17 protein-coding genes, 2 tRNA genes and 3 rRNA genes are annotated in these 26,848 nt (G+C 67.8%); 12 read left to right on the top strand and 10 right to left on the bottom strand.

From position 1 onward, the window contains the following. The 12 genes from HY049_04250 to larE all read left to right on the top strand — a co-directional run. Positions 1-582 (top strand): 16S ribosomal RNA (locus HY049_04250); the annotation flags it as partial. Between the two features lie 178 nt (positions 583-760). Continuing rightward, positions 761-837, top strand: a tRNA-Ile gene (locus tag HY049_04245). 50 nt (positions 838-887) lie between these two features. Continuing rightward, positions 888-963: transfer RNA gene (locus HY049_04240), tRNA-Ala, on the top strand. Positions 964-1,131: 168 nt separating this feature from the next. After that, positions 1,132-4,169: ribosomal RNA gene (locus HY049_04235) — 23S ribosomal RNA — on the top strand. A gap of 184 nt (positions 4,170-4,353) precedes the next feature. After that, positions 4,354-5,598, top strand: coding sequence for an outer membrane beta-barrel protein (locus tag HY049_04230; protein MBI3448115.1), 1,245 nt, complete (start codon positions 4,354-4,356; stop codon positions 5,596-5,598). Between the two features lie 48 nt (positions 5,599-5,646). Beyond that, positions 5,647-5,763 (top strand): 5S ribosomal RNA (gene rrf / locus HY049_04225). A gap of 280 nt (positions 5,764-6,043) precedes the next feature. Further along, entirely contained in the window at positions 6,044-6,784 is a 741-nt protein-coding gene (locus HY049_04220) for a YebC/PmpR family DNA-binding transcriptional regulator (GenBank protein MBI3448114.1), read from the top strand. Positions 6,785-6,869: 85 nt separating this feature from the next. Then, positions 6,870-7,319, top strand: a complete 450-nt coding sequence (gene ruvC, locus HY049_04215; protein MBI3448113.1) for a crossover junction endodeoxyribonuclease RuvC — start codon at positions 6,870-6,872, stop codon at positions 7,317-7,319. Continuing rightward, positions 7,316-10,207, top strand: a complete 2,892-nt coding sequence (locus HY049_04210) for an alkaline phosphatase family protein (protein MBI3448112.1) — start codon at positions 7,316-7,318, stop codon at positions 10,205-10,207. The genes ruvC and HY049_04210 overlap by 4 nt, the downstream gene beginning before the upstream one ends. A gap of 52 nt (positions 10,208-10,259) precedes the next feature. Continuing rightward, on the top strand, positions 10,260-10,943 hold the full coding sequence (gene ruvA / locus HY049_04205) for a Holliday junction branch migration protein RuvA (GenBank protein ID MBI3448111.1): 684 nt from the start codon (positions 10,260-10,262) through the stop codon (positions 10,941-10,943). Positions 10,944-11,035: 92 nt separating this feature from the next. After that, the gene (gene ruvB, locus HY049_04200; protein MBI3448110.1) at positions 11,036-12,049 is read left to right on the top strand and encodes a Holliday junction branch migration DNA helicase RuvB; all 1,014 of its coding nucleotides are present in this window, start codon (positions 11,036-11,038) and stop codon (positions 12,047-12,049) included. Between the two features lie 173 nt (positions 12,050-12,222). After that, on the top strand, positions 12,223-12,978 hold the full coding sequence (gene larE / locus HY049_04195; GenBank protein MBI3448109.1) for an ATP-dependent sacrificial sulfur transferase LarE: 756 nt from the start codon (positions 12,223-12,225) through the stop codon (positions 12,976-12,978). Here the strand turns inward: larE and HY049_04190 are convergent. The 10 genes from HY049_04190 to HY049_04145 form a co-directional block, all read right to left on the bottom strand. Beyond that, the gene (locus tag HY049_04190) at positions 12,936-13,814 is read right to left on the bottom strand and encodes an ABC transporter permease (GenBank protein MBI3448108.1); all 879 of its coding nucleotides are present in this window, start codon (positions 13,812-13,814) and stop codon (positions 12,936-12,938) included. The genes larE and HY049_04190 overlap by 43 nt on opposite strands. Next, positions 13,811-14,821 carry an ABC transporter permease gene (locus tag HY049_04185; GenBank protein MBI3448107.1) on the bottom strand — a complete coding sequence of 337 codons (1,011 nt, stop codon included), beginning with the start codon at positions 14,819-14,821 and terminating at the stop codon, positions 13,811-13,813. The genes HY049_04190 and HY049_04185 overlap by 4 nt, the downstream gene beginning before the upstream one ends. Then, positions 14,788-16,398, bottom strand: a complete 1,611-nt coding sequence (locus HY049_04180) for a hypothetical protein (GenBank protein ID MBI3448106.1) — start codon at positions 16,396-16,398, stop codon at positions 14,788-14,790. The genes HY049_04185 and HY049_04180 overlap by 34 nt, the downstream gene beginning before the upstream one ends. Positions 16,399-16,418: 20 nt before the next feature. Beyond that, positions 16,419-18,545, bottom strand: coding sequence for a hypothetical protein (locus HY049_04175; GenBank protein ID MBI3448105.1), 2,127 nt, complete (start codon positions 18,543-18,545; stop codon positions 16,419-16,421). Next, on the bottom strand, positions 18,542-20,428 hold the full coding sequence (locus tag HY049_04170; protein ID MBI3448104.1) for a hypothetical protein: 1,887 nt from the start codon (positions 20,426-20,428) through the stop codon (positions 18,542-18,544). The genes HY049_04175 and HY049_04170 overlap by 4 nt, the downstream gene beginning before the upstream one ends. A 7-nt stretch (positions 20,429-20,435) precedes the next feature. Further along, entirely contained in the window at positions 20,436-21,353 is a 918-nt protein-coding gene (locus tag HY049_04165; GenBank protein MBI3448103.1) for a GGDEF domain-containing protein, read from the bottom strand. Positions 21,354-21,407: 54 nt separating this feature from the next. Then, complete coding sequence (locus HY049_04160) at positions 21,408-23,366, bottom strand: arginine--tRNA ligase (protein ID MBI3448102.1); 1,959 nt, start codon at positions 23,364-23,366, stop codon at positions 21,408-21,410. A 94-nt stretch (positions 23,367-23,460) separates the two neighbouring features. Further along, positions 23,461-24,471, bottom strand: coding sequence for a zf-HC2 domain-containing protein (locus HY049_04155; protein ID MBI3448101.1), 1,011 nt, complete (start codon positions 24,469-24,471; stop codon positions 23,461-23,463). After that, positions 24,468-25,100, bottom strand: a complete 633-nt coding sequence (locus HY049_04150; protein ID MBI3448100.1) for a sigma-70 family RNA polymerase sigma factor — start codon at positions 25,098-25,100, stop codon at positions 24,468-24,470. The genes HY049_04155 and HY049_04150 overlap by 4 nt, the downstream gene beginning before the upstream one ends. A gap of 19 nt (positions 25,101-25,119) precedes the next feature. Beyond that, positions 25,120-26,775, bottom strand: a complete 1,656-nt coding sequence (locus HY049_04145; GenBank protein ID MBI3448099.1) for a hypothetical protein — start codon at positions 26,773-26,775, stop codon at positions 25,120-25,122. Positions 26,776-26,848 lie beyond the last annotated feature (73 nt).

Here is a 26,848-nt window from a genome sequence, read left to right as displayed (position 1 = left end):
AGAACCTTACCTGGGCTCGAACGACTGGTGGTAGTCCGTATGAAAGTATGGGCGACCTGCAAGGGAGCCAGCCGAGGTGCTGCATGGCTGTCGTCAGCTCGTGTCGTGAGATGTTGGGTTAAGTCCCGCAACGAGCGCAACCCTTGTTCCTAGTTGCCATCGGGTCATGCCGGGCACTCTAGGGAGACTGCCCCGGAAAACGGGGAGGAAGGTGGGGATGACGTCAAGTCATCATGGCCTTTATGCCCAGGGCTACACACGTGCTACAATGGACGGTACAAAGGGTCGCTAACCTGCGAGGGGGAGCCAATCCCAAAAAGCCGTTCTCAGTTCGGATTGCAGTCTGCAACTCGACTGCATGAAGTTGGAATCGCTAGTAATCGCGGATCAGCACGCCGCGGTGAATACGTTCCCGGGCCTTGTACACACCGCCCGTCACATCACGAAAGTCGGCTGCACCTGAAATTGCTGCGCTAACCCGCAAGGGAGGCAGGCACTTACGGTGTGGTCGATGATTGGGGTGAAGTCGTAACAAGGTAGCTGTAGGAGAACCTGTGGCTGGATCACCTCCTTTCTAGGAGACATTCGCGTGATGTCTTTTTCACTCGAATGATTCCAGGTCGATGGTGGTCACATGGATGGCCGCACCACTTAGTTTTGAGAGAACAAGCCCGAGGGTCGCCTTGACCTGTCGGGTTCGCCGCTCGGTCGCTTAACAGCTGGGCCACTGGCCCGAACACCGGCTGACGCTCCTTAGTCTGGGCCTATAGCTCAGTTGGTTAGAGCGCACGCCTGATAAGCGTGAGGTCGGTAGTTCAACTCTACCTAGGCCCACCAGTTATCCGTCAGCCTTCGACGGGAACGGCTGCGTCGATCGTGGTCGCGACGGGGAATTAGCTCAGCTGGGAGAGCGCCTGGTTTGCAACCAGGAGGTCACCGGTTCGAACCCGGTATTCTCCACCACGCAGTCCGAGCGGGATGTTCTCGAGGATTCCGAGCCGCCTGAAGCGCATGCGCGCCGACGGCGATCAGATACGGGAGGCGCTCATCAAGGAGCGTCCCTGAGGGTTCGGTCTTTGACATTGCGAGCATTGGGGTAGCAATGATTGCATTCGCTGAGAATGTGACTGCTGGTCAAGCTACTAAGGGCGTACGGTGGATGCCTTGGCGCAGGAAGGCGATGAAGGACGTGGCAAGCTGCGATAAGCCTCGGTGAGCCGCATACAGGCTTTGACCCGAGGATTTCCGAATGGGGCAACCGACCCGGAGTCATGTCCGGGAGTTCGTGCCTGAATCCATAGGGAACGATACGCGAACGGGGGGAAGTGAACCATCTCAGTACCCCCAGGAAGAGAAAGCAATAGCGATTCCCCGAGTAGCGGCGAGCGAAAAGGGAACAGCCCAAACCGTTGGAGCGTGATAGCTCGTGGGCGTTTCTCCGACGGTGTTGCGGGAGCGAGCGCGGTCCCCCCACGAGGGGGCCAGGAAGTTACAAACCAATCGGCTAGTCGAAGCATCTGGAAAGATGCGCGATACAGGGTAACAGCCCCGTAGACGAAAGCTGAATTGGCTTCCAGTTCGTTTCCCAAGTACCACGGGACACGAGAAACCCTGTGGGAATCCGGGAGGACCATCTTCCAAGGCTAAATACTCTCCTGCGACCGATAGTGAACAAGTACCGTGAGGGAAAGGTGAAAAGCACCCCTTTTAGGGGAGTGAAATAGTACCTGAAACCGTGCGTCTACAAGCAGTGGAAGGGCTATACCGCGGTTCGCCGCGGCACGCCCGACCGCGTGCCTTTTGCATAATGAGCCGGCTAGTTACTCTACGCAGCAAGGTTAAGCGATAAGCGAGCCGTAGCGAAAGCGAGTCTGAATAGGGCGTTCAGTTGCGTGGAGTAGACGCGAAGCTAGGTGATCTACCCCTGGCCAGGGTGAAACATGCGTAACAGCATGTGGAGGCCCGAACCAGTGTTGGTTGAAAACAACTTGGATGAGCTGGGGTTAGGGGTGAAAGGCTAATCAAACCTAGTTATTGCTCGTTCTCCCCGAAATAGCTTTAGGGCTAGCCTCGCCCGATTGTTGGCGGTGGTAGAGTACTCGATGGACTAGGGGGCTTAAAGGCCTACTGAATCCAACGAAACTCCGAATGCCGCCAACCTACAGGGCGGGAGTCAGACGGCGGGGGATAAGCTTCGTCGTCAAAAGGGAAACAGCCCAGACCGTCAGCTAAGGTCCCCAAGTACAGGCTAAGTGGGAAAGGATGTGGAGGTGCACTGACAGCCAGGAGGTTGGCTTAGAAGCAGCCATCCTTTAAAGAAAGCGTAACAGCTCACTGGTCGAGCGTCTCTGTGCCGATAATCCAACGGGGCTAAAGCCTGTCACCGAAGCTGCGGACCCTCCAGATCTCCGGATCCGGGGGGTGGTAGGGGAGCATTCCGTCAGGAGCGAAGTCAGACCGTAAGGACTGATGGACCGATCGGAAGAGACTCTGCCGGCATAAGTAGCGATAAGGAGGGTGAGAACCCCTCCCGCCGAAAGTCTAAGGTTTCCTGAGCAAGGTCAATCCGCTCAGGGTAAGTCGGTACCTAAGCTGAGGCCGAAAGGCGTAGGCGAAGGATGGCCAGGTTAATATTCCTGCACCACTCGGGACGCGTTTTAAGCAATGGGGTGACGCGGAAGGATAGGCATAGCAGCGACCGGAAGTGCTGCGCCGCAATCGAAGGAGGGTCCCTTAGGCAAATCCGGGGGACCATCAACTCTGAGGAAAGCGGGGACGTGCGGCTTCGGCCAAGCGTTTACTTGTTGACTCCACGCCGCCGAGAAAAACCTCTAGCTAGTTTTCCGGGTGACCGTACCGCAAACCGACACAGGTAGACAGGGAGAATATCCCAAGGCGCTTGAGAGAACCCTCGTTAAGGAACTCGGCAAAATAGCCCCGTAACTTCGGGAGAAGGGGTGCCCCGGTAGGGTGAAGTCTCCTCGCGAGATGAGCCCGATGGGGTCGCAGTGAAAGGGCCCAAGCGACTGTTTAATAAAAACACAGGTCTCTGCAAAGTCATAAAAACGACGTATAGGGACTGACGCCTGCCCGGTGCCGGAAGGTTAAAGGGAGGGGTCATCCTCGCAAGGGGAGAAGCTCTGAACTGAAGCCCCGGTAAACGGCGGCCGTAACTATAACGGTCCTAAGGTAGCGAAATTCCTTGTCGGGTAAGTTCCGACCTGCACGAATGGCGTAACGATTTGGGCGCTGTCTCAACGAGGGGCTCAGCGAATTTGTGGTACCGGTGAAGACGCCGGTTTCCCGCGCTAAGACGGAAAGACCCCGTGCACCTTTACTACACCTTAGCGGTGAACTCTGGCTCGATCTGCGCAGGATAGGTGGGAGACTTTGAAGCGGGAGCTTTGGCTTCCGTGGAGTCAATGGTGAGATACCACCCTGACCGTGCTGGAGTTCTAACCTGGGGCCGTCAACCGGCCCGGGGACATCGTTAGGCGGGTAGTTTGACTGGGGCGGTCGCCTCCTAAACTGTAACGGAGGCGCCCAAAGGTTCCCTCAGGCTGTTTGGAAATCAGCCGTAGAGTGTAAAGGCAAAAGGGAGCTTGACTGCAAGACCTACAAGTCGAGCAGGTGCGAAAGCAGGGCTTAGTGATCCGGCGGTTCTGTATGGAAGGGCCGTCGCTCAACGGATAAAAGGTACGCCGGGGATAACAGGCTTATCGCCTCCAAGAGTTCACATCGACGAGGCGGTTTGGCACCTCGATGTCGGCTCATCGCATCCTGGGGCTGAATTAGGTCCCAAGGGTTCGGCTGTTCGCCGATTAAAGCGGTACGTGAGCTGGGTTTAGAACGTCGCGAGACAGTTCGGTCCCTATCTAGCGTGGGCGTAGGATACTTGACGAGGAGCTGTCCCTAGTACGAGAGGACCGGGATGGACGGACCTCTGGTGTTCCAGTTGTCCCGCCAGGGGCATGGCTGGGTAGCCAGGTCCGGAAAGGATAAGCGCTGAAGGCATATAAGCGCGAAGCCCCCCTCAAGATGAGGTATCCCCTCTGACCTTCGGGTCAGAATAAGACCCCTGGGAGATTACCAGGTACCATAGGCCGGAAGTGTAAGCGGGTTAACCCGCTCAGCTGACCGGTACTAATCGGTCGAACGGCTTGACCACAGTCATATTCTCAGCGAGTGCAGTCGACGCTCCCCAACCCTGCAACGACCGAACCCTACCCTCCTGGTCGGATACACTCTCCCGGCGCGGAGTCCCGTAAACCATCTCTCGCTCGCTCAAGTCTAAGAGCTCGTGCGTGATTGGCCCCGGCTCTCACCGGGGTCCCGCGGGGGGCGTGCAGACCGATGAAGAAATCCGCTGGGCTCCTGGCTCTAGCTCTTGTATCTGCGCTCGCCACCTCCGTCCCGTTTGCCGAAGACGTCAAGGGGAAGTTCTATGTCGGCGGCAATCTCGCGGTCCTCGTCACGACCGACAACATCCGGAGCAATGCGGCGCTGATCATCGCTCCTCTCGGGCGGGATGGCGCCCCCTTCACCGGAGACCGGGGTGAGGTCATCTCCTGCGATGCGACTCGATCGAACGTCTTCTGCGACCCCAGGCCGGATGATCTCCTGTCCCGCCAGACGCAGCTCCAGCAGACGCTGAAGTTCGACGGCCACATCGGATACGGGTTGACGAGCAGCTTCTCAGTTCAACTCGACACGGGCTACTACAAGGGCGGCATCACCAACTTCGACGTTTTCACGACCAAGGTCGTCCCCTTCACGACGAACCTCTCGGGGGACCCCTGCGCGTCGCACGATGCCAACAGCCTTGTCCCCGGCTTCAAGTTTAGAGAGGCGTGCGAGTTCCACAACGCGCGGACCAAGACGGAGAAGACTCCCATCACCGCAGGCCAGGTGACCGAGATTCCCGTGGTGCTGAACGGCATCCTGAGGTTCCGCAAGGACAGCAATTTCAATCCATACATCGGCGCAGGCGTCGGCTACCTGCTGACGAACGTCAACCAGTCGGATGCCGTCGACGCGCTCAACACCCGCCTCGAGAGCCTTCACGTCATCAGCGTGACCGATGAGTTTGGTGGTCGCTTCGGCAAGAATCTCGTGGCTCCCGACACGGATGGAAACGCTCCCTTCAACCGGCAGGCCTCGGTCACGATCGACAGGGGGCTGATGTGGCAATTCGTGGGTGGGGGCGAGTATTTCTTCAACGATCGCGTCAGCCTCGTCTTCGACGCGCGGTACGGCGTCTCCGGTCAGGCCATCAACATCCTGATGAAGGGTGGGCAGGACCAGATCGACGTGACGGCTTTCTCCGAGGATCTGTTCCGAAAGGACGGCAGCCTCAAGATCTTCCTGGCGCAGAATTCGCCTCCGAACCCGGTCGTCGATCCGAACAATCCGGGCTTCCGCTACGTGTGCGATTTTCAGACGGCGCCGCCGCCGAAAGACTACAACGGAGACGGCAAGCTCGACGCGTGCTTCGGCGGCACCGGATTCCGGAAGCCCGAGGAGAAGATCGTCGTCCAGGGCGGGCAGATTCGACTCTCCAATTTCAACTTCGGTTTCGGCATTCGATTTCACTTCTGACGCAGGAATTGCTTGACAGAAGCTCGGACTTGCAGCAATATCCGGCTTCCCGGCGGCCCTGGCGGAGGGGTCACACCCGTTCCCATTCCGAACACGGAAGTTAAGCCCTCCAGCGCCGATGGTACTGCACCGGCAACGGTGTGGGAGAGTAGGTCGTCGCCGGGATAAGTTCTGATGCCCGCGGTCGGGCCCAACCCACCGCGGGCATCACTGTTTCTGGCGTGAGCCGCGACCATCTCGAAGCGAAGCGACTCGGGGAGCAGGTCACTCCGACTGCCGACATCGATGGCCCCCCGCCTGGCTCCGGTGCATCCGCCGCGTGATATGCCGGACGGCCCGGCGATCCGAAGAGACGACGTCGGATGAAGCGTGGCCGGGGAATGCCCTGCATGCGGGAGGGCTATGCTACAATGCCCCTCACCTTTTCCGAGTTGGAGACAGTTCGATGAGTGGCCATTCCAAGTGGGCGACGATCAAGCACAAGAAAGCCGCAGCCGACTCGAAGCGTGGGCGGATCTTCACCCGGCTCATCAAGGAAATCACGGTCGCCGCACGGATCGGTGGAGGCGATCAGACGGGGAATCCGCGGCTTCGCACGGCGGTTCTTGCCGCCAAGGAAGCGAACATGCCGGCCGACAACATCACCCGGGCCATCAAGAAGGGGACCGGCGAGCTGGAAGGCGTGACCTACGAAGAGGTCACTTTCGAAGGGTACGGACCTGGCGGTGTGGCGATCATCCTGAACGTGGTCACGGACAACAAGAACCGCACGTTACCCGAGATCCGGCACATGTTCACGAAGTACGGCGGCAATCTCGGCGATCACAACAGCGTGAGCTGGATGTTCGAGAAGAAGGGATACATCGTGATCGGGCCGTCCGTCCTCACCGAGGACGACCTCGTCGAGCTCGTGCTCGAGGCCGGCGGTGACGACGTGCGCGCCGACGGCGAAAACTTCGAGCTCATCTGTTCCCCGGATCAATTCGAAACCGTGTTGAACGTCGTGAAGGCCAAGACCTTGCCCGTCCTCCACTCCGAGGTCAAGATGCTTCCGAAGACGACCGTCAGAGCGGAAGGCTCCGTCGCGAAGCGGGTGCTCGGGTTCATCGAGGTGCTCGAGGATCACGAGGACGTCCAGAACGTCTGGGCGAACTTCGACATCGACGAAGCCGACATGGAGGCCTGACGTCCCGCCACTCCAGCGCGCTCGGCGGAGCTCCACCCCCCCGGCTGCGGTGACGCGAATTCTGGGCGTCGATCCCGGTTCACGCGTGACCGGCTACGCGGTTCTCGAAAAGCGCGGGGCGGTCGTCAAGGTCCTGGCCCACGGCGCACTCCACTCTCCCGCGTCCGGTTCCTTCCCGTCGCGACTCCTCCACATGGCGGACGCGCTGGGCGCTGTCCTCGACGAGGCCAGGCCGGACGAAGCCGCGGTCGAGGACCTATTCCATGCGGTGAATGCGCGCAGCGCGCTGCAGCTTGCGCACGCGCGGGGGGCGCTCGTCGTTGAAATAGCCCGCCGGGGCATCCCGCTCTTCGCCTATGCTCCCCTTGCCGTGAAGAAGGCCGTGACCGGCGCGGGGCGGGCCGACAAGGTCCAGGTGCGCTCCATGATCGAGCGTCTGCTCGGAATCCGACTGGGTGACGCGATCCACGACGTTTCGGACGCGCTCGCAGTCGCGCTCTGCCACGCGAACACGAGGAGAGGTCCGGGCGCGTGACCACGCGTGCGCGCCGGGCGGCGTGGGGCCTCGCGGTCGCGCTGGCTGCCGCGGCGACGCTCAGTTCGGTCGTTCGCGTTCCCCCGGGGTCGATGGTCGTCTGCTCCGGGGCCGCCGACCGCCTGGCTCGCCGCGTGGCGCCTGGAGTTCACCTTCGCTGGCCCATCGTCGAGGAGTGCCGAGCGACCGTGGGCTCGACCCGGCATCTGGCGGGGACCGCGACGTTCATCTCGCCGGAGGGGGCGTCGCTTCACGCCGGGTACGATCTGGATCTCGACCCGGCGCGCGCGATGCCTCGCGCCCTGTTCGATCTTCTCAGTGCCGGTGATCTCGACGCCGCCGCCCGCGGCGCGATCGACGTCGCCGTCCGATCGCTGCCGCCGACCACGATTCCTGCCGGCGGTTCGCCGGACGTCACGGCCGGAGCGAGTCGTCGCCTGGAGGCCTCTCTCGCGTCCATCGGGGTCGTCCCCGATTCGGTCGTCCTCCGCATCGAGGCTGCGGACGGGGGAGCCACGCCAGGCGATGAGCGGCCCGACGTGGCGGCCGCGATCAGGGCGCACGTGGCTCCGCGGCACCCGGTGCTCGTCATCGGCGTGGACTCGGCGGACTGGGCGAGACTGGAGCCGCTCGCCGAATCGGGAGATCTGCCCGCGCTGCGCGCGCTGAGGGATCGCGGCGCATGGGGAGTGCTCAAGTCCAGCATCCCGACGCTCTCGCCGCTGCTCTGGACCACCATGGCGACGGGCAAGGGGCCCGAACAGCATGGCATCTCCGATTTCGTGACCGCCGACCCTGCGACCGGAACGCGAATCCCCATCTCGAGCCGCTCGCGGACAGCCGAGGCGCTGTGGTCGATTCTCACCCGATTCGGCATCCCATCGCTCACCGTCGGCTGGTGGGCCACGTGGCCCGCCGAACGGGTTGCCGGCGAGATGGTCACGGATCACGTTGCCTACTCGCTGATGGAGCCGGAGGGGGCGATCCCGACCGATGGGCTGGTCAACCCCCCTTCCATCGAACCTCAGATCTCCCGGATGATCGTGCGCCCGGAGCAGGTGACGCTCGAAGACCTGCGCTCGATCATCGACGTCACCGAGCCGGAGTTCGCGCGGGTTCGCGGGATGCTCCCGGGCCGCGCCTCCTGGCAGGATCCCGAGGCGCATCTGCTCCGGATCCTGGCCGCCACGAGGAGCTATCACAGGATTGCGCTCGATCGCCTCCATCGCGGACAGAGCCCGCTCACCCTGGTCTATTTCGAGGGGCTCGACGAGGTCAATCACAGGTTCGCCGTGTATGAGCCTCCCGCCATGCGGTGGGCGGACCCGGCGAAGGCCGGGGCCTTCGCTCACGCGGTCGACAACTTCTACAGGCTCCAGGATCGGCTCATCGGCGAACTCGTTGCGGCGTCGTCCCCCGACACGGTCGTGGTCGTCGTCTCCGACCATGGATTCGCGTCCGGCGATCGCCGGCCGCTCGACGTGCCCCCGGACATCGAGGGGAAGCCCGGCCGGTGGCACACGCTCGATGGCGTCATCCTCGCCGCCGGGCCGACCGTCGCGCGCGGGAGGCTTCCACGCGATCCGTCGATACTGGATATCGCCCCGACGATCCTGTCGCTCCTCTCCATCCCCGCCGCCCGCGACATGCCCGGGCACCCGATCGCGGAACTCATCGGAACGGGCGCGCTCCCGCCTCCCCCGGCGGCGGAGGTCGCCACGTACGAACGCACGAAGGGCCGCCGTCCCGCCGACGCATCGTCCGCCGGCTCTGAGGCCGACGGCGAGCTGCTGGCGAAGCTGACCGCGCTCGGATACATCGGTTCGGCCGAACGCGGTCACCAGGATCCGGCGCAGGGAGCGCGAGGAGGCGTGCCGGGGACGGCGACGAGCCACGTCAACGTCGCGAACGCGCTCTTCGCTGCCGGAAGGCTCAAGGAAGCCTCGGTCGAGTACGAGGCGGCCCTCGCGGTTCTCCCGGCGTTCGTGCCCGCGCGCCTTGGCCTGGCGCAGTCTCTGATCGCCACCGGAAAGGCGGAGGAAGGGTGGCGGCGCCTCGAGGACACGCTTCGCGAGGCGGACGATCTTGACGCCAGGAACTACCTGAGCGTCGCCCGATACTGTCGATCGCAGGGGCGCGCGGTCGAGGGCGCGACGATGTTCGAGCGGCTCACGCGCCGCGAAGGGCTCGAGCCGGCGCGGTTCACCGCGCTCGGCCTGCTCCTCGCGGCGGCGGGCCGTGATGCCGACGCCCTCTCGGCGCTGAGATCGGCGCTCGCCATCGAGCCGGCGTCCACCGACGCGATCGTCGAGGCGAGCCGGCTGCTCGCCGCCCGAGGCGACGACGCCGGAAACGTCTCGATCCTCGAGAGGGCGCGGAAGGCGCGCCCCGACGGGGTCGTCGTCGCCAACCTCCTCGCCGTCGCGTACGAGAAGGCGGGCCGGCGCGGGGACGCCCTCGGGATCCTCAACCACGCCCTTGAGTCCAGCCCGCGGCACGTCGCCACGCTCGCGAACCTCGCGGGCCTCAGGGCGCGGGGAGGGGAGTTCACCGAGGCGGTCCGCCTCCTCGAGCGCGCGCGGCAGATCGACCCCTCGAATCCCGCCGTGGTCGCGAGCCTGATCGTCGCGCTCGGGGACAGCCGCGATCTTCCGGCTGCGCGCCGGGTCATGGGCGACGCCGGCCCCATCGCCGAGCGCATCGAGACGCTCAACGCGTTCGCCTACGCCTGTTACGTGAACGGCGCCACCGAGGACGCGAGGCGCGCCGTGACGATGAGCCTTGCGCGTTCGCCCGGGCAGCCCGACGCGCGAGGCCTGCTCGAAAGGATCGATCGATCTCCGGGCCCCGCAGCCCCGGTATCTTCTCCAAAGGAGCCGGGCCTATAATGCCCGGGGCGGTGCGCGAGAGAGCAGCGGCCGATCTCCGGACGGGGGCGATGTGATCGGGAGCCTGACAGGACGCCTCATCGAGAGCGAGCCCGGGGAGGTCCTGGTCGAGGCGGGAGGCGTCGGGTATCGCGTCACGATCCCGCTGACCACCTTCAGCCGGCTCCCGGCTCCGGGCTCGACGGTGACTCTGAGCATCCACACGCATGTGCGGGAGGACGCCATCGCGCTCTTCGGATTCGACACCCGCCCCGAGCGCGATCTCTTCGAGAAGCTCATCGGTGTTCCCGGGATCGGCCCGCGCCTGGCCACCGGACTGCTCTCGCACCTCGAGCCGGCCGATCTCGTGCAGACGATTCGGTTCCGCGACACGGCCCGGCTGACGCAGGTGCCGGGGGTCGGGGCGAAGACCGCCGAGCGCATCGTGCTCGAGCTCAGCGGCGCGCTGAACCGGCTTCCGGCGGCGTTCGGCCCCCAGGCGTCCCGCCCCGGGAGCGGGCGGCGCGGCGACCTGATGTCCGCGCTCGAGAATCTGGGCTATCGCGCGGTGCAGATCGCCCCTGCGGTCGAGGAGACGCTCGCCGCGGCCGGTGAGGCGGATCCGCTAGAGGGGCTGCTGCGCGACACGCTGCGGCGCCTGGCGAAGTCGCCGCGCCGCCCGTCGGGCGCCGGCGCCGAATCGATTCCCGCCGCCGGGGCCGAGGTCGGTCCGAAGATCGCGAGGAGGAACAGGTGAAGGAAGCGTCGCCATCGCGCGCGCGCGGCAAGAAGGGGGGCGACAAGGTCGCCGCCACCGCGCCCGGGACGACCGGAGCGGCCGCCGATCTCATCCGACCGGACAGCCTGGACGAAGACGCGGGATTCGACCAGTCGCTCAGACCGAAGTCCCTCAAGGAGTACATCGGCCAGACCCAGGTGAAGGAAAACCTCTCGATATTCCTGCGCGCGGCGCGAGAGCGCCGCGAAGCCGTCGATCACGTTCTTCTCTACGGCCCCCCGGGGCTGGGGAAGACGACGCTGGCCCACATCATCGCCACCGAGCAGCGCGCGGTTCTCCACACGACCTCGGGACCCGCCATCGACAAGGCCGGCGATCTCGCGGCGCTGCTCACGAATCTGGAGCCCGGCGACGTTCTCTTCATCGACGAGATCCACCGACTCTCGCCCACGCTCGAGGAAATCCTGTATCCGGCGATGGAGGACTACAAGCTCGACATCATCATCGGGCAGGGACCCTCCGCCAAGTCCGTGCGCCTCGACCTCCCGCGCTTCACTCTCGTGGGGGCGTCGACGCGCATCGGCCTCCTCACGTCTCCCCTCCGGGATCGGTTCGGCATCGTTCACCACCTGGGCTTCTACTCGGAGTCGGATCTCGCCGCCATCGTCCGCCGGTCCGCGACGATCCTGGGCGTCCGCGTGGACGGCGGCGGGGCCATGGAGATCGCGAGACGATCCCGGGGCACTCCGCGCGTCGCCAACCGCCTTCTCCGCCGGGTCCGCGATTTCGCCCAGGTGGCCGGCGCCGACATCGTCTCGACGATCGTCGCCTCCGAGGCGCTCGAGCGTCTCGCCGTCGACGCCTACGGCCTCGACGACACCGACCGCCGCGTCCTTCGTCTGATCCTCGAGAAGTTCGGAGGCGGCCCCGTGGGGCTCGCCACGATTTCAGCCGCGATCGGGGAGGAGCCCGACACTCTCGAGGAGGTGGTCGAGCCGTACCTGATGCAGATCGGGTTCCTCGATCGGACCCCACGCGGCCGGCAGACGACGGAGAGCGCCGCCCGCCACCTCGGCATCACGACGGAGGGGTGTGGCACCAGGGGCCAATCGAAACTCTGGTAGCTTGACACCCGACGGGCGGGGTCCCTAGGCTCACGGGGTTCCCGTCGCTGACGAACGCGCGAGTCTTGGAGATCTCCGTGACCCCCACGCCATCCGCCGAAGCCAATGCCCTGACGCCCCGCGCCGCGGTCGCCTACGAGCGTCTCCGCCGGAACATCGCCTCCGCGGGCCCGATGATCGTCGGCTTTTCAGGGGGCGCCGACAGCACGCTTCTCGTCCGGGTGGCGGAGGGGGTCTTCCCCGGCCGCGTCGTCGCCGTCACCGCCGTCTCCCCCTCGATACCGGCGAGCGAGGTCGAGGATGCCACCGCGCTCGCTCGCGAGATCGGCGTCCGGCACCTCCTCATCGATTCGCAGGAGATGTCGATCGAGGGGTACGCGGAGAATTCGCCCCGACGCTGTTATTTCTGCAAGTCCGAGCTCTTCCGGATCCTCAAGCAGCAGTCCGAGCGGCTCGGGATCCCGGTGATGGCCTACGGGGCGGTGACCGACGATCTCGGCGATTTCCGTCCCGGGATGGACGCGGCCCGCGAGGCCGGCGCGATCGCCCCGCTGCTCGACGCGGGGGTGTCGAAGGCGGATGTCCGCGAGATCAGCCGGCACCTCGGGCTCCGCACGTGGGACAAGCCGGCGGCCGCCTGCCTCTCCTCGCGGATCCCGTTCGGCACACGCATCGACGCGACGCTCCTGAGCCGGGTGGAGCGGGCCGAGGCGGCGCTGCGCGCCGAGGGATTCCGCCAGGTTCGGGTCCGGGACCATGGCGAGATCGCGCGCGTGGAGTGCCTCCCCGGGGATTTCGAGCGCCTGCTCGATCCGCAGCGCCGCGAGCGCGTCACCGCGGCGATCCGCGCAGCCGGCTTCAGGTTCGTCTGCGCCGACCTCGCGGGCTATCGATCCGGAAGCCTGAACCCGCCGCCGACCCGCGGCTGAGTCTCCTCGCGTCCCGAGGCCGCGCGCAGTCGCAGTCCCTCGGCCGAGAGATTGAACCCCATCACGACGATCGCGATCACCGCTCCCGGCGCCACGATCAACCACCACGCTCGGGGCCAGACGGCGGCGGACGCGATCATCTTTCCCCAGGACGGCAAGGGCTCGTGCGTTCCGAGGCCGAAGAAGCTGAGGGCCGATTCGGCCAGAATCGCGGAGCCGGCGCCGAACGCCGCCGTGACGAGCGCCGGGGTCAACGCTCCGGGCAGCAGGTGGCGGAACAGAACGCGCGCTCGCCCCGCTCCGAGCGCTTCCGCGGCGGCCGCGTAGTCCTCCGCCTGGGCCTGCACGACGGCGCCTCTGACGTAACGCGCGATCACGGCCCATCGCGTCAATCCGATCGCCACCGCGAGCGGGACGAGCCGTGCCGACCCGGCGCGATCCGGATCGCCCGGAAGAATGGCAGCGAGGAGCAGAATTACCAGCAGGGCCGGGACCGCCGTCGTCGCCTCCATGAGGCGGGTCAGGATGAGATCCCACCACCCGCCGCGCAGACCCGCGAGGGCTCCCGCCGGAAGCCCGACGCCCAGAGCCACGAGCGTCGCGACGAACGCGCAGACCAGCGATGGCCTCCCGCCGTGAAGCACCCTGGACAGGACGTCGCGGCCGAGCTCATCGGTCCCCATCCAGTGCTCGAGCGACGGAGGGGCGAGGCCGGCCGAGGTGTCGAGCGCATCGGGTCTCGCGAGAACTCCCGCCGCGCTGAGGGCCGGCGCCCCGGCCGCCAGAGCCGCGAGCAGCGTGAGAACGCCGATCCCCGCGGCGAGCGCCCGGTTCACGCGCGCCCCCGCGCCCGGCTCAGGCGAGGATCGAGAACTTCGTAGGCCGCGTCGGCCGCGGCGCTCGCGAGAACCGAGACGCCGATGAGGCAGACGCCGATGCCCATGACGAGCGGGTAGTCCCTCTTCTCGATGGCCGCGAGGAAGAGCCGGCCCACGCCGGGGAAACCGAAGATCTTCTCCACGACGACGCTCCCGCCCACCAGAGACGGCGCGGCAAGGGCCGCCCACGTGGCGAGCTGGATTCGGACTCCCGCGAACGCGTGCCTCGCGATCAGGCTTCGCCTCGGAATCCCTCGAGCCCGGCCGGCGCGCACGAAAAGCGAGCGTGACGCGTCGAGAAGCCCCGCACGCGTCGAGCGAAACAGGAGCGCCAGGCTTCCCAGCGCGAGGCACAGGGGGGGCAGCAACCAGTGGCGCGCTCTCGCGAGAAGGTCGGCCGCCGCGACGCCGGTCGGTCTCAGGTCGCTCCCGCTCCCGAACAGGGGAACCCAGTGAAGCCGCTGGGCGAAGAGGTTCTGAAGGAGGATCGCCAGCCAGAACCCGGGGACGGCGTACAGAAGGTACACGAGGCCCGACCAGCCGCGATCCCACGGCCCGCCCGGATGCGCCGCCGCGGCCATCGCCGCGGCGACGGCGATGACGAGCCCGAGTCCCAGTCCGAGCAACCCGAGCGCGAGGCTCGTCGGCGCGGCGCGGCCGATGATCCTCGCGACGTCCTCTCCAGGCGCGACGGTGTACGAAGTCCCGAGACGGAACGCCGCGACGTCGAGGAGCCACGCCGCGTACCCGGCGACGACGCCGTCGTCGAGATGGTGCCGCGCCCGCCACTCCTGAAGGACGGGCCCGGGGATGAGGGGATCGTCACCCCATGGGCCTCCCGGAAGCGCGCGCATCGCGACGTAGAGCGTGGCCGTCGCGATGAGGAAGGTCACCAGAGCCAGCGTCGCGCGGCGCAGCAGTCTCCGGAGCGTCACCGCGAGGACGTCGCCGCGGGCAAACGCCACCAGCTGATCGGCGCCGGGTAGCCGTAAATCGACGCGGTGCCGAACTCGATTCCCCGGAGATTCCGATTGAGCGCGATCACGGCGGTCATGTGCGTCACGAACATGTACGGTTGCTCGTCCTGCAGCATCGCCTCCAGCCGATGGTAGATCGCCGCGCGCTCGGGGATGGCCATGGTGTGCAGGCCCTGCTCCACGAGACGATCGATCTCCGCGGAGGCGTAGCCGCCGAAGTTCTGCCCACCGGGCCAGCGCGACGACTCGAAGAAATCGGAGGGATCGGGATCGGAATCAAGACCCCACGGCTTGACCGCCGCCTCGAACTGATGCTCCTGCACGCGCTGATTGCACACGTGGTACTCGAGCGGCTCGAGTCGGACGTCGAGGCCGAGGTTCTTGAACGACGACTGCAGGAGCACGGCGAGCGTCTCGATCGGGGGTTGACCTGCGGGGTAAGTGAGGGTGAAGGCGGCGGGTCCGGAGGCGGTGTCCAGGATGCCGTCTCCGTCGCGATCGCGCCAACCGGCCTTTCGAAGCAGCTTGCGCGCGAGATCCGGATCGTAGGGCAGCGGCTTCACTCTCGGGTCGTGGGCCCAGGATTCCGGGAGGAATGTGGACGTCGAGGGGCGCGCGAGGCCCTTCAGAATCCGATCGATGTATCCCTGGCGATCGAACCCGAGCGCGAGCGCACGACGGACCCGGGCGTCGGCGAAGAGATGTCGCGACTCCCGCACGTTCCAGATGACCGCGATGACCCCGTTCGCCGGAAAGCGAACCGTGCGCACCGGCAGGCCCGCGTCGCTCTCCGGAATGTCGCCGGTGGCGAGGTTCGAGATGTCGACGTCTCCCGCGAGCGCCGCCATCGAACGGGTGTGAAGATCGGGAAGGAATCGGACGACGATGCGATCGAGGTGAGGGCGTCCGAGGAAGTAATCAGGGTTCGCCTCCAGCACGATTCTCTCCTGCGGATCCCACGTCACGAACCTGAACGGGCCGGTCCCTATCGGCCGGCGGTCGGTCGGCGCATCGGCCCCGGGCTCGAACGGAAGGTGCGCCGGCAGAATGGTCGTGCGGATCCATGTGTCGACGGCCCGAGCGTACGGCTCGCGGTAACGGCTCACGACCGTGAACTCGTCCGGCGCCGTGACCGACTCGAGTGACGCGAAATGGGTCGCGAGCGTGCCCAGGATGCGTGCGCCCGGGGCGCGGATCTGGCGAATCGTGTAGAGCACGTCGTCCGCGGTGAACGGCTTGCCGTCGTGCCAGCGGACTCCCTTGCGCAGGTGAAACGTGAGCGTCCTGCCGTCCGGCGCGAGCTCGTACGAGGAGGCGAGCCGCGGCACGACGGCAAGGTCTCGATCGTAGGCGAGGAGCGAATCGCCCACCCAGCGGCAGATGTTGATGACCGGGCTGTCGCTGGATCTGAGGCAATTGAGGTTCGCGGGCTCGGCGGCCTCCGCGAAGACGACCGTCCCCCCGTCGCGGGGGGTATCGTCGGGGCAGGATCGCGCCCACGAGACGGCGCCGAGGACGACCAGAGCGAGCGCGCCGCTGCAGACCGCGCGGATCGAATGCGACATGCCAGCTCCGTGAACTCGCGTCAGCGGGGGCGGGTGAGGTTCACCTCGAGAGTGGAGACGTTGCCGGCCGCATCCGCCGCGCGAAGAAAGATACGACGTCGGGCGTCGGAAGGGGAGGGGCGCACGACGAAATCCTCCTCGGGAGTGTCGGCGATGCCGTCCGCCGGCGTCAGCGCGACCCAGGGCCCGCTCTCGTCGGCGGCCCACTCCGCGCGCGCCACCAGGCTCAGCGCGTCCCTGACGGAGAAGCGCACGGTGACCTGCCCGGCGGACTCCTCCGGCGCGGCAGGGGTGATGACGGGGGCCGTCCGATCCACGTCGAACGCGTCGGATTTCGCCTCGCCCGTCAGCGCCCGCTCCGCGCCGTTGGTCTCCCCGTCGTCGACGACGACGCGCGCCACGTACCTTCCTTCGGCCAGCTTCGTCGGGTCGATCTCGAACGGCGATTCCTTCACGTCGCGGCCGAGCGTCTTCCATTCGCTCTCGTCGGCGCGCTTCACGGACACCGTGTGGCGGAGCGGGTCGCCGTTGGCGTCGGCCGACAACCACGAGACCCACAGTGAGGCGGCCCGCGGCTCGTCCTTCGGGCGCGCCGCGGCGGGCGGCCCGAGGGCGACGCGGCGGATCGTCGGCGCGATGTTCTCCGGAAGCCACGTCAAAGAGACGCTCTTGAGAATCGGCGTCGCCTCGGTCTTGAGCTTCGTGAGGTCGGCGCGCCACTGGATGTAGCGACCGGCGGCGATCCGGAGCGGGCTGCCCCTCGGTTCGCGGAGCGGGTCCGACCACGTGCTCCACGTGTCGTCGGGGACGGCGCTGTTCCCGGAACGCGCCACGATGTCGATCTTCGTCCCCGGCGGCGTGTCCGCGTCCCATCGCGCGCTCCCCCAGCTCGACACCACTCCCGCGTCGCGCACGGGAGAGAGGTAACGTCCCGTCGACTCGAGCGCGCTCTCGATCATCTCGATTCTGCCCGGATTGCTCGTGAGCGCGTACGTCCTCCCCTCCGGCGCGCCCACCAGTGCGGTGATCTGCGAGACGGGGAACCGGCGCAGCTCCGTCGCGGCGCCGTCCGGCTCCATCCGGTAGATGCGGCCGAAGGGGCCCGTTCCGATCAGCAGGTGCCCGTGCGCGTCGAGCGCCAGCGAATACGCCTGCTCGGTGCTCGAGGTCCACAGCGCGTCGGGGGTGTGTCCGGGGACGATCCTGTAGACGCGCGACAGCGGCGGCACCGCGCTCCCTTCCGCCGCCGGCGGCACCAGCTCCCCGAGATCGATGGTCAGCTTCCGGCGCCCCTCGGTCGCCTCCTCGAGGACGCCGTCCCCCGAGGAGGGGGCGATGTCGATCGTCATCTGGTCCGTCGTGTCGCCGGGCCGGCGCGGTCTCCGGGGGGCCGGAGGATTGATGGCGGCGGCGTAGACGGTCCCGTCCGAGGCCGCGACGATCGCGGAGATCTCCACGAGCGACGAGTCGAGAATCACCTCGGCGTGGCCGCGGGAGTCGAGGCGGTAGAGCAGACCCCTCCCGACGCTTCCCGCGAGGATCCGACCCGACGGATCCGCCGCGAGCGCCGAGATGTGGGGCTCGTCGCTGTCGAAGAAGACGCGCCCCTCGCCGCGGCCGGTCACCTCGTAGATGAGGCCGCGCTCGCCGGTGGCGACGTAGAGGCGATCGAAGGCGTCGGTCGCCATGGCCCAGATGTAGCGTTCCTCGGGCTCGAAGTAGACCTCCGTCTTGCCGGAGGCGTTCACGCGGTAGACGCGCCCGCTGGGGAACGTGCCGACGAAGACGTCGCCCGCGACGCTCGTCGCCAGCGCGCGCACGCCGAGGGCCTGGTTGTCGAAGACCGGCTCGGGCTTGCCCTTGCGATCGAGCCGCAGCACGACGGCGTCGGATCCGCCTCCGGCCAGGAGCGAGCCCTTCAGATCCACCGCGCACGACCAGAGGAACGGGGGCGACGGGATTTTCTGATCGCCGGGGAGGATCTCTTTCGCGGAGGGGGCCAGGAGGATCCAGCCGTTCTCGGCCAGAGAGACGCTCTCGGCGCCGTCGTCGGTGCCGCGCGCTTCGGGATGCACCCACGTCGCGGGGGCGGCCCCCAGCGAGAGGCCGGCGAGGATCGCCGCCAGCATCGACGCGCTCCGGTTCATCGGCGGATCTCGATCATGGTCTTCTGGTAGCCCCGCAGCGCGAAATCCGTGCTCCGCTCCTGCTCGAGGATGCCGCGGAGGCGAAGCCGCCCCGATCCGCTCCCCTCGAGCTCCGGCGGCACCAGCACGGAGGCGATCGACGGCGGCAGGTTCGGCAGCCTCTCCCCGGCGACGAAGGCTCCGTTGTCCGGGCGCACGAGGGTCGCGTAGATGGTGTTGTTCGTTCGGATGCGGTTGAGCAGGAAGACGAGCTGCTCGAGGCTCGCCGGCTGGAACGACGCGCCGCCGGCCTGGTACTCCATCCGGCTGAGCGTGAGCGCGTCGCCGACCTGGAGGAGCGCCCTCCCTTCGGGGGCCTCCTTCGGAATCTCCAGCGGGATCGTCACCGTGACGGGCTCGCCGCGGTACGGGACGAGCGAGACGTGGAGGGGAATCGTCTCCCCGGGGGCGGCGGAGTAGCGGTCGCACCATACCCGGTCGATCCGCGCGAGCCGCCGGTCGTCCGCGTACGCGACGTCGAGATCGATCCCCTCGACGTGCGACGGCCGGTCGGGATTGTTCATCAGGAGGTACGTCATGTACGCCACGGTCGCCGACGCCATCACCTCGGATTCGTCTCCCGAGTAGAGGTTCTCGATGTCGACCTTGAGTCCTCCCTCGAGCCGGATCTTCGAGCCCTTCCGCAGGGAGACTGTCACGTCCCCGACGTCCTTCTCCGACGCCGAGAGGATCTCGAGGACCGACATGTGGAGGAAAATCGGAGTGATGAGCGGATCCGCGGCGATCTCGAACCTGTACGTCTCCTCCCGCCCCTTGCCCGACGAGACGTGGAGCGTGACGGGGACCATCGCGGCCTGGGCCGTGACGTTCCCCGCGATCCCGGGGAACCGGTCCTGCGTGATCATCCCGGCGGGGCCGGTGGCGCTGGCGAGCTTGAAGGAGTTTTCCAGAGAAGGGAAGTACCCGTGCACGTACGCCCGCGTCATGGGAAGCGCGGTCGGGCCGAGGTTGAAGAAAGGGTGACCGAACGCGACGATTTCGTCGCCGCGGACGAACGTCACGGTCCCGATGGCCGCCGTCTCGACGTCACCCCGCACGATTTGAACGCCGAGCGCCGAGCCCGGCTCGAACGGCGCGTCGTCACGCCGGCCGGAGTCGCCCCCGGCGCCCCCCGCGACGACCGGCGAGAGCCCCAGGCTCTGGAACGCGCGCCTGAACGCGTCCATTTCCGCGCCGGCCGCACCGGAGCGGGCGGCTCCGCCGAACACGAGAGGAAGCCGCATCGGAGTGAGGCCGGGGCCTCCCGACGCGACCAGGCGGGTGATCCTCTCCCTCAGGAAGGCCGACGCGCGTCCGGGCTCCGTCAGGAGCGCCGTCGAACCGGGGTCGCCGATCCTCGGCCACGCGGCGGAGGCCGAGTCGGCGGAGGCCGCGCGCGACATCACGTCGATCATCTCGTCGATCGGCGTGACACCGCAGATCGGCTCCTTCGCGAAGCCCCAGGCGTAGGCGACGGCCCCCGCCAGCCGGCCGTCGAGGTAGACGGGGCTGCCGCTCATTCCCTCGAGCACCCCCGTGATCGCCAGCGGCCCCCCCGAAAGTCGGGCGAGGATCAGGTTCTTCTTCGGGGCGATGTTCGTCAGCGTGCCGATCACCTCGACGTCGAACGACTCGATCTTCGTCCCGAGGAATACGGTTCTCCCATAGCCCTTCATCCCCGCCCTGATCTCGCCGAAGGAGATCGTCCCGGACGCCGGGTCGGGGGGGCTCGCCTCGACGCGCCCCGAAGAGAGGAGCGTCACCATCGACAGCGCGACCGCGAGCGGAATCGCCGCGCGAACGGGTGTACCGGCACGTCTCGCGGGGGTGGATGCTGGTCTCATGTGTGGGTCAGGCGAGGATCGCCGGAGGGGTGCGGGTCGCGCGCTCTCTCTCGAGATCGGCGGTGGCGGCCTCCAGCAGCGCGCTCTTTCCTTTCAGGCGCTCGTCGGGCAACCCGGCGAGGCCGAAGTGGACGTGGATCTTCAGGAGCGGTGAGGGGCCGGCCGCCGCGGACTCGCCGCGAAAGATGAGGCTCGAGACGAGGTGCCGCAACCTGGAGACGACCTTCGCCGCCGTGTCCGCGGCGGCCTCCGGGAGCAGGATGCCGAACTGATCCCCCTCGTAGCGCGCGACCATGTCGACGTCGCGCACCGCGTGCCGGAGCGTCTCACCGATCTCGCGGAGGACGCGGTCCCCGGTCTTGTGGCCGTACCGGTCGTTGATGAACCGCGTGCCGTCCAGATCGGCCAGGATCAGACCCAGCGGAGAGCCGTACCGTTCGGATCGCCGGACCTCGATGTCGAGGCGATCCTGGAACGACCGGTGACCCGGCAGGCCCGTGACCGGGTCGATCTCCTGCGCATCCCTCAGGCGCGCCTCGAGCTCGCCGATCTTCCGAGCGCGTCCGCCCCAGCGCGCCCAGACCCTCAGCCTCGCAAGGAGCACGGAATCCGGCAGGGCGGGATCCAGGATCTCGTCGACCTGGGAGGCGTCCACCGGGGAAACGGTGCTCACGGCGCTGATGACGACGACGGGCAGATCCTCGAGCCGCGTGCCGGCGCGACGCGACAGGAGGACGGGAACGCTGCTGGAAAAACCCTCGGGATCGAGCACGAGCAGGAGGTCCCCATCGGCGGCGCGCCACCCGCGCGGAGGTCCGGAGGAGTCGATGAGCTCGCAGCGGATTCCCAGCGAGCTGAGGCGTTCTTTCATGGCCGCGCCGCCATGGACGGCCGGCGCGACGAGCACCACAACGGGATCTGCCACGGCGCCGCATTCTTATGGACATCCCGGGCCAAGTCAAGGTTGCGGGAGGGGGTTCTACATGCGGTGCGGCACGCTGAATCCGAGGAGGCCGCAGCCGCGGGTCATCGTCTCCCTGAAAAGCCAGGTGATGGCGGCTCGGGCAGCCCGCCGGCCCGGATCCGGCTCCTGGAGCACCGGGAACTGGTGATAGAAGTGATTGAACTTCTGCGCCACGATGAAGAGGTAACGGCCGAAGGAGGACGGCTCCTGGGTCCGGAGCGCGGCGGCGACCATCTCGTCGAACCGCGAGAGGAGCGCGAGCAGCTCCCAGTGATCGTCGACGGGGGAGGCGCCCAGAAGCCCCCAGTCGGCACGGTCGAAGATCGCGGCGGGGTCCGTCCCGGCGAGCGTTCCCTCGCGCTCGCGGAGCTTGTTCAGGATGTTGCCGGCCCGGACGATTGAGTAGAGGATGTAAGGCCCCGTCTCCCCTTCGAAGCTGAGGACCTCCTCGAAATCGAAGGCGATCACCCGGTTCCTCGTGAAGCGGATCATGAAGTACCGCAGCGCGGCGAGCGCCACCTTCCTGGCGATGTCGTCGATCTCGGCGGCTTCGAGGCTCGGGGATCTCCTGGCGACCTCGGCGCGCGCCTCCCTCTCGAGGGCGTCGAGCAGGTCGTCCGCCTTGACGCCGTATCCGCGACGCCCCGACATCTCGACCGCGCGGGCGTCGGCGCCCTCCTCGACGGCGTAACCGAGCGAGCGGGCGCAGGCGGGGGAGAGGGCGACCATCTCGTAGGCGAAATGGATGGAGCGATCGGCCTCCGGGCCATGGCCGAGCGCCCGGAGCCCCTGCGCGACCACGCGCTGGAGATACGCCTGCCTCACGTCGATGACGTTGTAGACCTCGCGCGCCGAGCCGAACGGCGGGTGGGCTTCGGATCCATCCGCCGCGGTGGTCGACCAGAGGATGCCCGCGTCCGGCCGCGTCTCGAAAGGGGTGTAGCCGAAGTCGGCGCCGAGCAGGCCGAACTTCCAGAGCTGGTAGGCGATGTCCTTGCCGACGTAGGTCACCGTGCCGTTGCTTCGCACGATGATCTTCGCCTCGTCTCCCTGCCCGTCGTCGACCGACGGCATGTCCATGATCCAGCACCCGGCGCGCGCCCCCTCGTCGACGCGCCGCACCGCGCCCGTGGCCTTGAGCTTCTCGTACGCCTTCGCCCAGAAGCGCATGGCGAGGATGTGGCTCTCCCACGGGAGCAGGTCGTAGCGCACACCGATGCGCTCCATTGTCCGCAGGTGGCAGCGCACGATCCGGTCGGCGACGTAGCGGGCGAGGGGCGCCTCGGGGGCGATTCCCTCCTCCATGTGCTTCAGCGCCGTGCTCCGGAGATCGAGACGCGCCCGGTCGCCCTCGTAGAACGCCGTGACCTCCGAGTAGAGATCCCAGCAGTAGTAGTCGAACCGGCCGTCCACGCCACGGACCTCGTCGAGCGTCATCTTCCTTAGGTGGACGAACCCCACGACGAGATCCGCGACCTGCACGCCCGTGTCGTCGATGTAGTTCTGGACCTCGACCCGCCTGCCCGAGTGCTTGAGAAGGCGGACGAGCGTGTCTCCGAGGACCGCGTTCCTCAGGTGTCCGATGTGCGCGGCCTTGTTGGGGTTGATGTTCGTGTGCTCGACGATGATCTTGCCGTCGCGCTCGCCGGCAGGTGCGGCCGGCGCGAGGAGCGACGCCCGCAGGCGCGCGGGGACGAGCTCGCGCTTCAGGTGGAAGTTCAGGAATCCGCCTCCCGCGGGCTCGCACTTCGCGACGCTCCCGGGGAGCGGGAGGCCGGCCGCGATCTCCGTGGCGATCGCCCTGGGGTTGCGCTTCAACTGCTTCGCGAGCTCGAACGCGAGCGGGCTTGCGACGTCTCCCATCTCCGCGCGCGGCGGGTACTCCATCGCCATCTCGGGGGGATCCACACCGTACAGGGCGCGGGCGCGCGCGAGCACGGAAGCGCGTATCTCGTCGAGAATCGAGCCGTTCATAGGTGACGTCTGGTCTCTCGGGGGCCGCTCATCGCGGACGTGAAGCGCAAGTATACCCCCCGGCGATCGAGGGGGAGTCGAGCGCCGGGGCCGCTCAGGGATTCCGGGAAGCGGGGAGGCGGATCTCGACGAGAAGCTCGCGGAGCGCCGCGTCGGCGCGCGCGTTCTTGCGCAGGGCGGTCAACGAGGACAGCCGTGAGTCCTTCGCCGCGGCCTCGCGGGCGACGGAGTCCGCGGGGAGGCGGAGGACGGCACCCTTGAGGCTCGCGATGAACGCCGCGTCGTCGCCCGAGGGGGTGTCGCCTGCGCGCTCCGCGCTCACGACCCGGGAATCGCCGTCGAGACGCACGCGCACCCTCACCGATCGCGAGCCCGTCGCCCCGACGTTCGCCGCGCCGCCCACGGCCGAGGGCGCGGAGACGGCGTCGCGGGATGGCTCCGCCGGCGCCCCGGCCCCGGCCGCCGGAGGGGCGGGTGCCGGGAACCGGATGTCCGAAAGCTCGATCGTCGCGACAGGGGCGGGGGAGATGGCGTCCATCTCCATGACGGGCGCCGCCTCGAGGCGGGGCGCGGCCTCGGGCTTCGCCTTCAGCGCCGCGACGGCCTTGTCCGCGACGGGTTCGGCCGCACGCTCTTTCTTCGCTTCCGCAACCAGGCGCGAGGGCGCGGGGGATTGAGCTTCCGGCTGCGGGGCGTCGGACGCCCCGGCCGGCGGGGCGGGCTCGGGCGTCGCGGCCGGAGCGGACCGGGGCGCGGCCGGCGCCGGGACGCTCTGATTCACGCGCAGCGCGACGAACACGATGGCGAGAGCCAGGGCCGCCGCCACGGAAGGAAGCGCCCACACCGGGCGGAGCGCGCTCCGAGCCGGCGCCTTGCCTCGGGGGCCGCTCGCGCGGCGGACCGCCTCGCCGACCCATGACCTCGGCGCTCTCTCACCCCCGGACTCGGCGAGGAGGGTCGACGTGCGTCTGAGGGCGTCCCTCTCCGCGCGGCACGCGCCGCAACCGGCGAGATGGTCGTCGAGCTCCTTCGCCCTGCGAGAGGAGAGTGCTCCGTCGATCATCGCGCTGAGATCCGCCCGGACGTCCTCGCACGGGGGCCTCATCGGGAGGCCTCCGGCTTCGCCCGATCGACCAGGTCGGCGAGGCGAACCCGCAGCGCTGCGCGCGCGCGTCCAATTCTCGACTTGACCGTTCCCACCTCGACTCCTGTCGCCGCGGCGATCTCTTCGTAGCTCATCCCCTCGACGTCGCGGAGAACGACCGCGAGCCGCTGGTCGTCCGGCAGCGCCGCGAGCGCCGATTCGATGCGCGAGCGCGCCTCGGCGCCCATCGCGGCGCGCTCGGGGCCCGCGCCCCTGTCGGCGGGCTCGAGCCCGGGTCCCTCACCCGCGGCGCCGGGGGCCGGCTCCGCGGCCTGAAAGTTCCGCCGGAACCGGCTCCACCAGCGGCGCCGGTTGCGGTCCGTGTTCATGACGATCTGGCAGATCCAGGTCCGGACCGACGCATCCTCTCGAAATGCCGGCAGCCCGTTCAGGATGCGGACGAACGATTCCTGGAACAGCTCCCGCGCTTCCTCGGTGTCGCGCGTGAGCCGGCGGCAGATCGAGTGCACGAAGTCGGCGTGGGCTTCCACGACGGCCGCCGCGTCGAGATCGCGTCGCTCCCCCGAGGCTTCCGCTGTGGGAGACCCCGCGAGGGGAGAAAGGTTCCCCGAGCGGATGCCCTGGGTCACGGCGGATCTCCGACCCGGCTCAGTGAGGCCCGGGTTCGCCGGCCGTCTGGCCGAGGCGGACGGCGGTCGCGTACGTCGGCTCCACGAAGCCATCGGTCGTGATGCCATGGAGCAGGTAGTGGTCGATCTCGGGCTCGGTGGTCCAGCGCAGCGCGACGGAGTCGCTCTGGGCCTCGGCCGCGAACGACAGCAGGTCGAAGGGGGCCGACGGATCGTGGCGTGCGGCGAGATTGTAGGGGAGCGCGGCGCCGCGTCCGGGGGCCAGATTCTGAACGACGACGACGACGCCCGCGAGATCGCGCCACGGGATCACCATCCGGCCTCGCGCGTCGGCGCCGACGCGCAGCGTCGCCAGGCGCGGCGACTCGCCGACGTTCGCGGGAAGCGTGAGGATCGCGACGTCCCAGGCTCCCGGTGACCATCCCTCGAAATCGACCACCCACCCGCCGGGGCGGTCCTGAGACGCGATCTGGATCGCCGTGGCCCCGAGGGGTGGGAGCGCGCCCCGGACGCTCAGGGGGGAGGGGCTGGTGCGCGCGGACTCCGGCGCCTGCGCCGGGAGATCCCGCCCGAAAGAGTAGTGGCGGCCATCGTCCGCGGCCCCCGTGAAGAGGTTCCAGATCCTGAAGGAGCGAACGTGCTCGGCGAGCCCCGCCCCACGCTCCTGCACGAGCACGGTGTCCATGGCGGCGAGCGTGTTGTTCCCGGGCACCGAAGCCATCTCGTCCCACATGCGCGACAGCAGCCGAGGCGCGCCTCCGCTCTCGATCAGGAAGTGCGGCCACACGAGCGCCCCTTCCCACGCGAGAAGGGCGTCGGGCTCCATCCCCGACGCCGCGCTGCCGAAGTAGGCGGTGACGGCGCGCGCGTGAGTCCGCGCGAGCACGCCTGCGGGATCCTCCGCCCACAGCGCGTGCGCTTCGTACCACCACGGCGACTCGTCCGGCGTCAGGATCACCTGGTAAAGGTGCGCCAGCTGGTGACGCAGGACGCCGGGGCCGTCGGGCGAGAGCACGGCGTCGCGATCGACGACGATTCGCGGCTCGCCGGCGCCGGGGAGGAGCCAGCCGCTGATCCCGTCGGGGAGATCCGTGATCTCCAGGTCGTGCACGCGCCCGGCGGCATCGATCGGCGCCGTGGGCATCCCGGCCTGGTCGAGGGTCGCGGACATCGAGGCGTGAGCATCCCGCACGCGGTCTGCGATGCGTGCGGCTTCGTCGGGGATCCCGTCCCCGTCCTCGTCGTCGGATTTCAGGGAGCCGGGCTCGCCCGTCTCCACCCGGTAGCGGAGCCGGAACGCCCCGAGGCCCGCGCCTCCGTCGATCAGGAGAGAGCGCGAAGGCGCGAGGGGATCCTCGGCCGGTCCGAGCCTCGCGACGAGCGAGCGCGCCGCCGTGGGAAGGGTCGGAGCGGCCTGATTCAGCGCGATGAGGAGCGGTGTGGCGCACGATCCGGGGTACGGGTGATGTCCCAGGATCTCGTCGAAGGCGCCGTCCCGGCCGACGGCGACCCGCGAGGTGTCGTGGAATCGCCGGAGATCGTCGACGATCTGATCGAACGAGACGCTGTCGCTCCGGGCCGTTCGCGGATCACCGGATGCGGCGACGGGCGAAGGCGCGGTCAGGAAGATGAGGGGGGCGGCGAGGCCGGCCGCGAGAATCGGCCGGAGTGTCATCCGCGCACTGCGCGCCTCATGTCGACTGCGCTCCGTCTGCAAGCGAACGAGTATAGGGAAGCGTTCCGAGGGG

The sequence above is a fragment of the Acidobacteriota bacterium genome (assembly GCA_016195325.1).
Taxonomy (GTDB): Bacteria; Acidobacteriota; Polarisedimenticolia; order JACPZX01; family JACPZX01; genus JACPZX01.
Note: the sequence above shows the minus strand (reverse complement) of the source record. Positions and strands in the feature narration are given on the sequence as shown.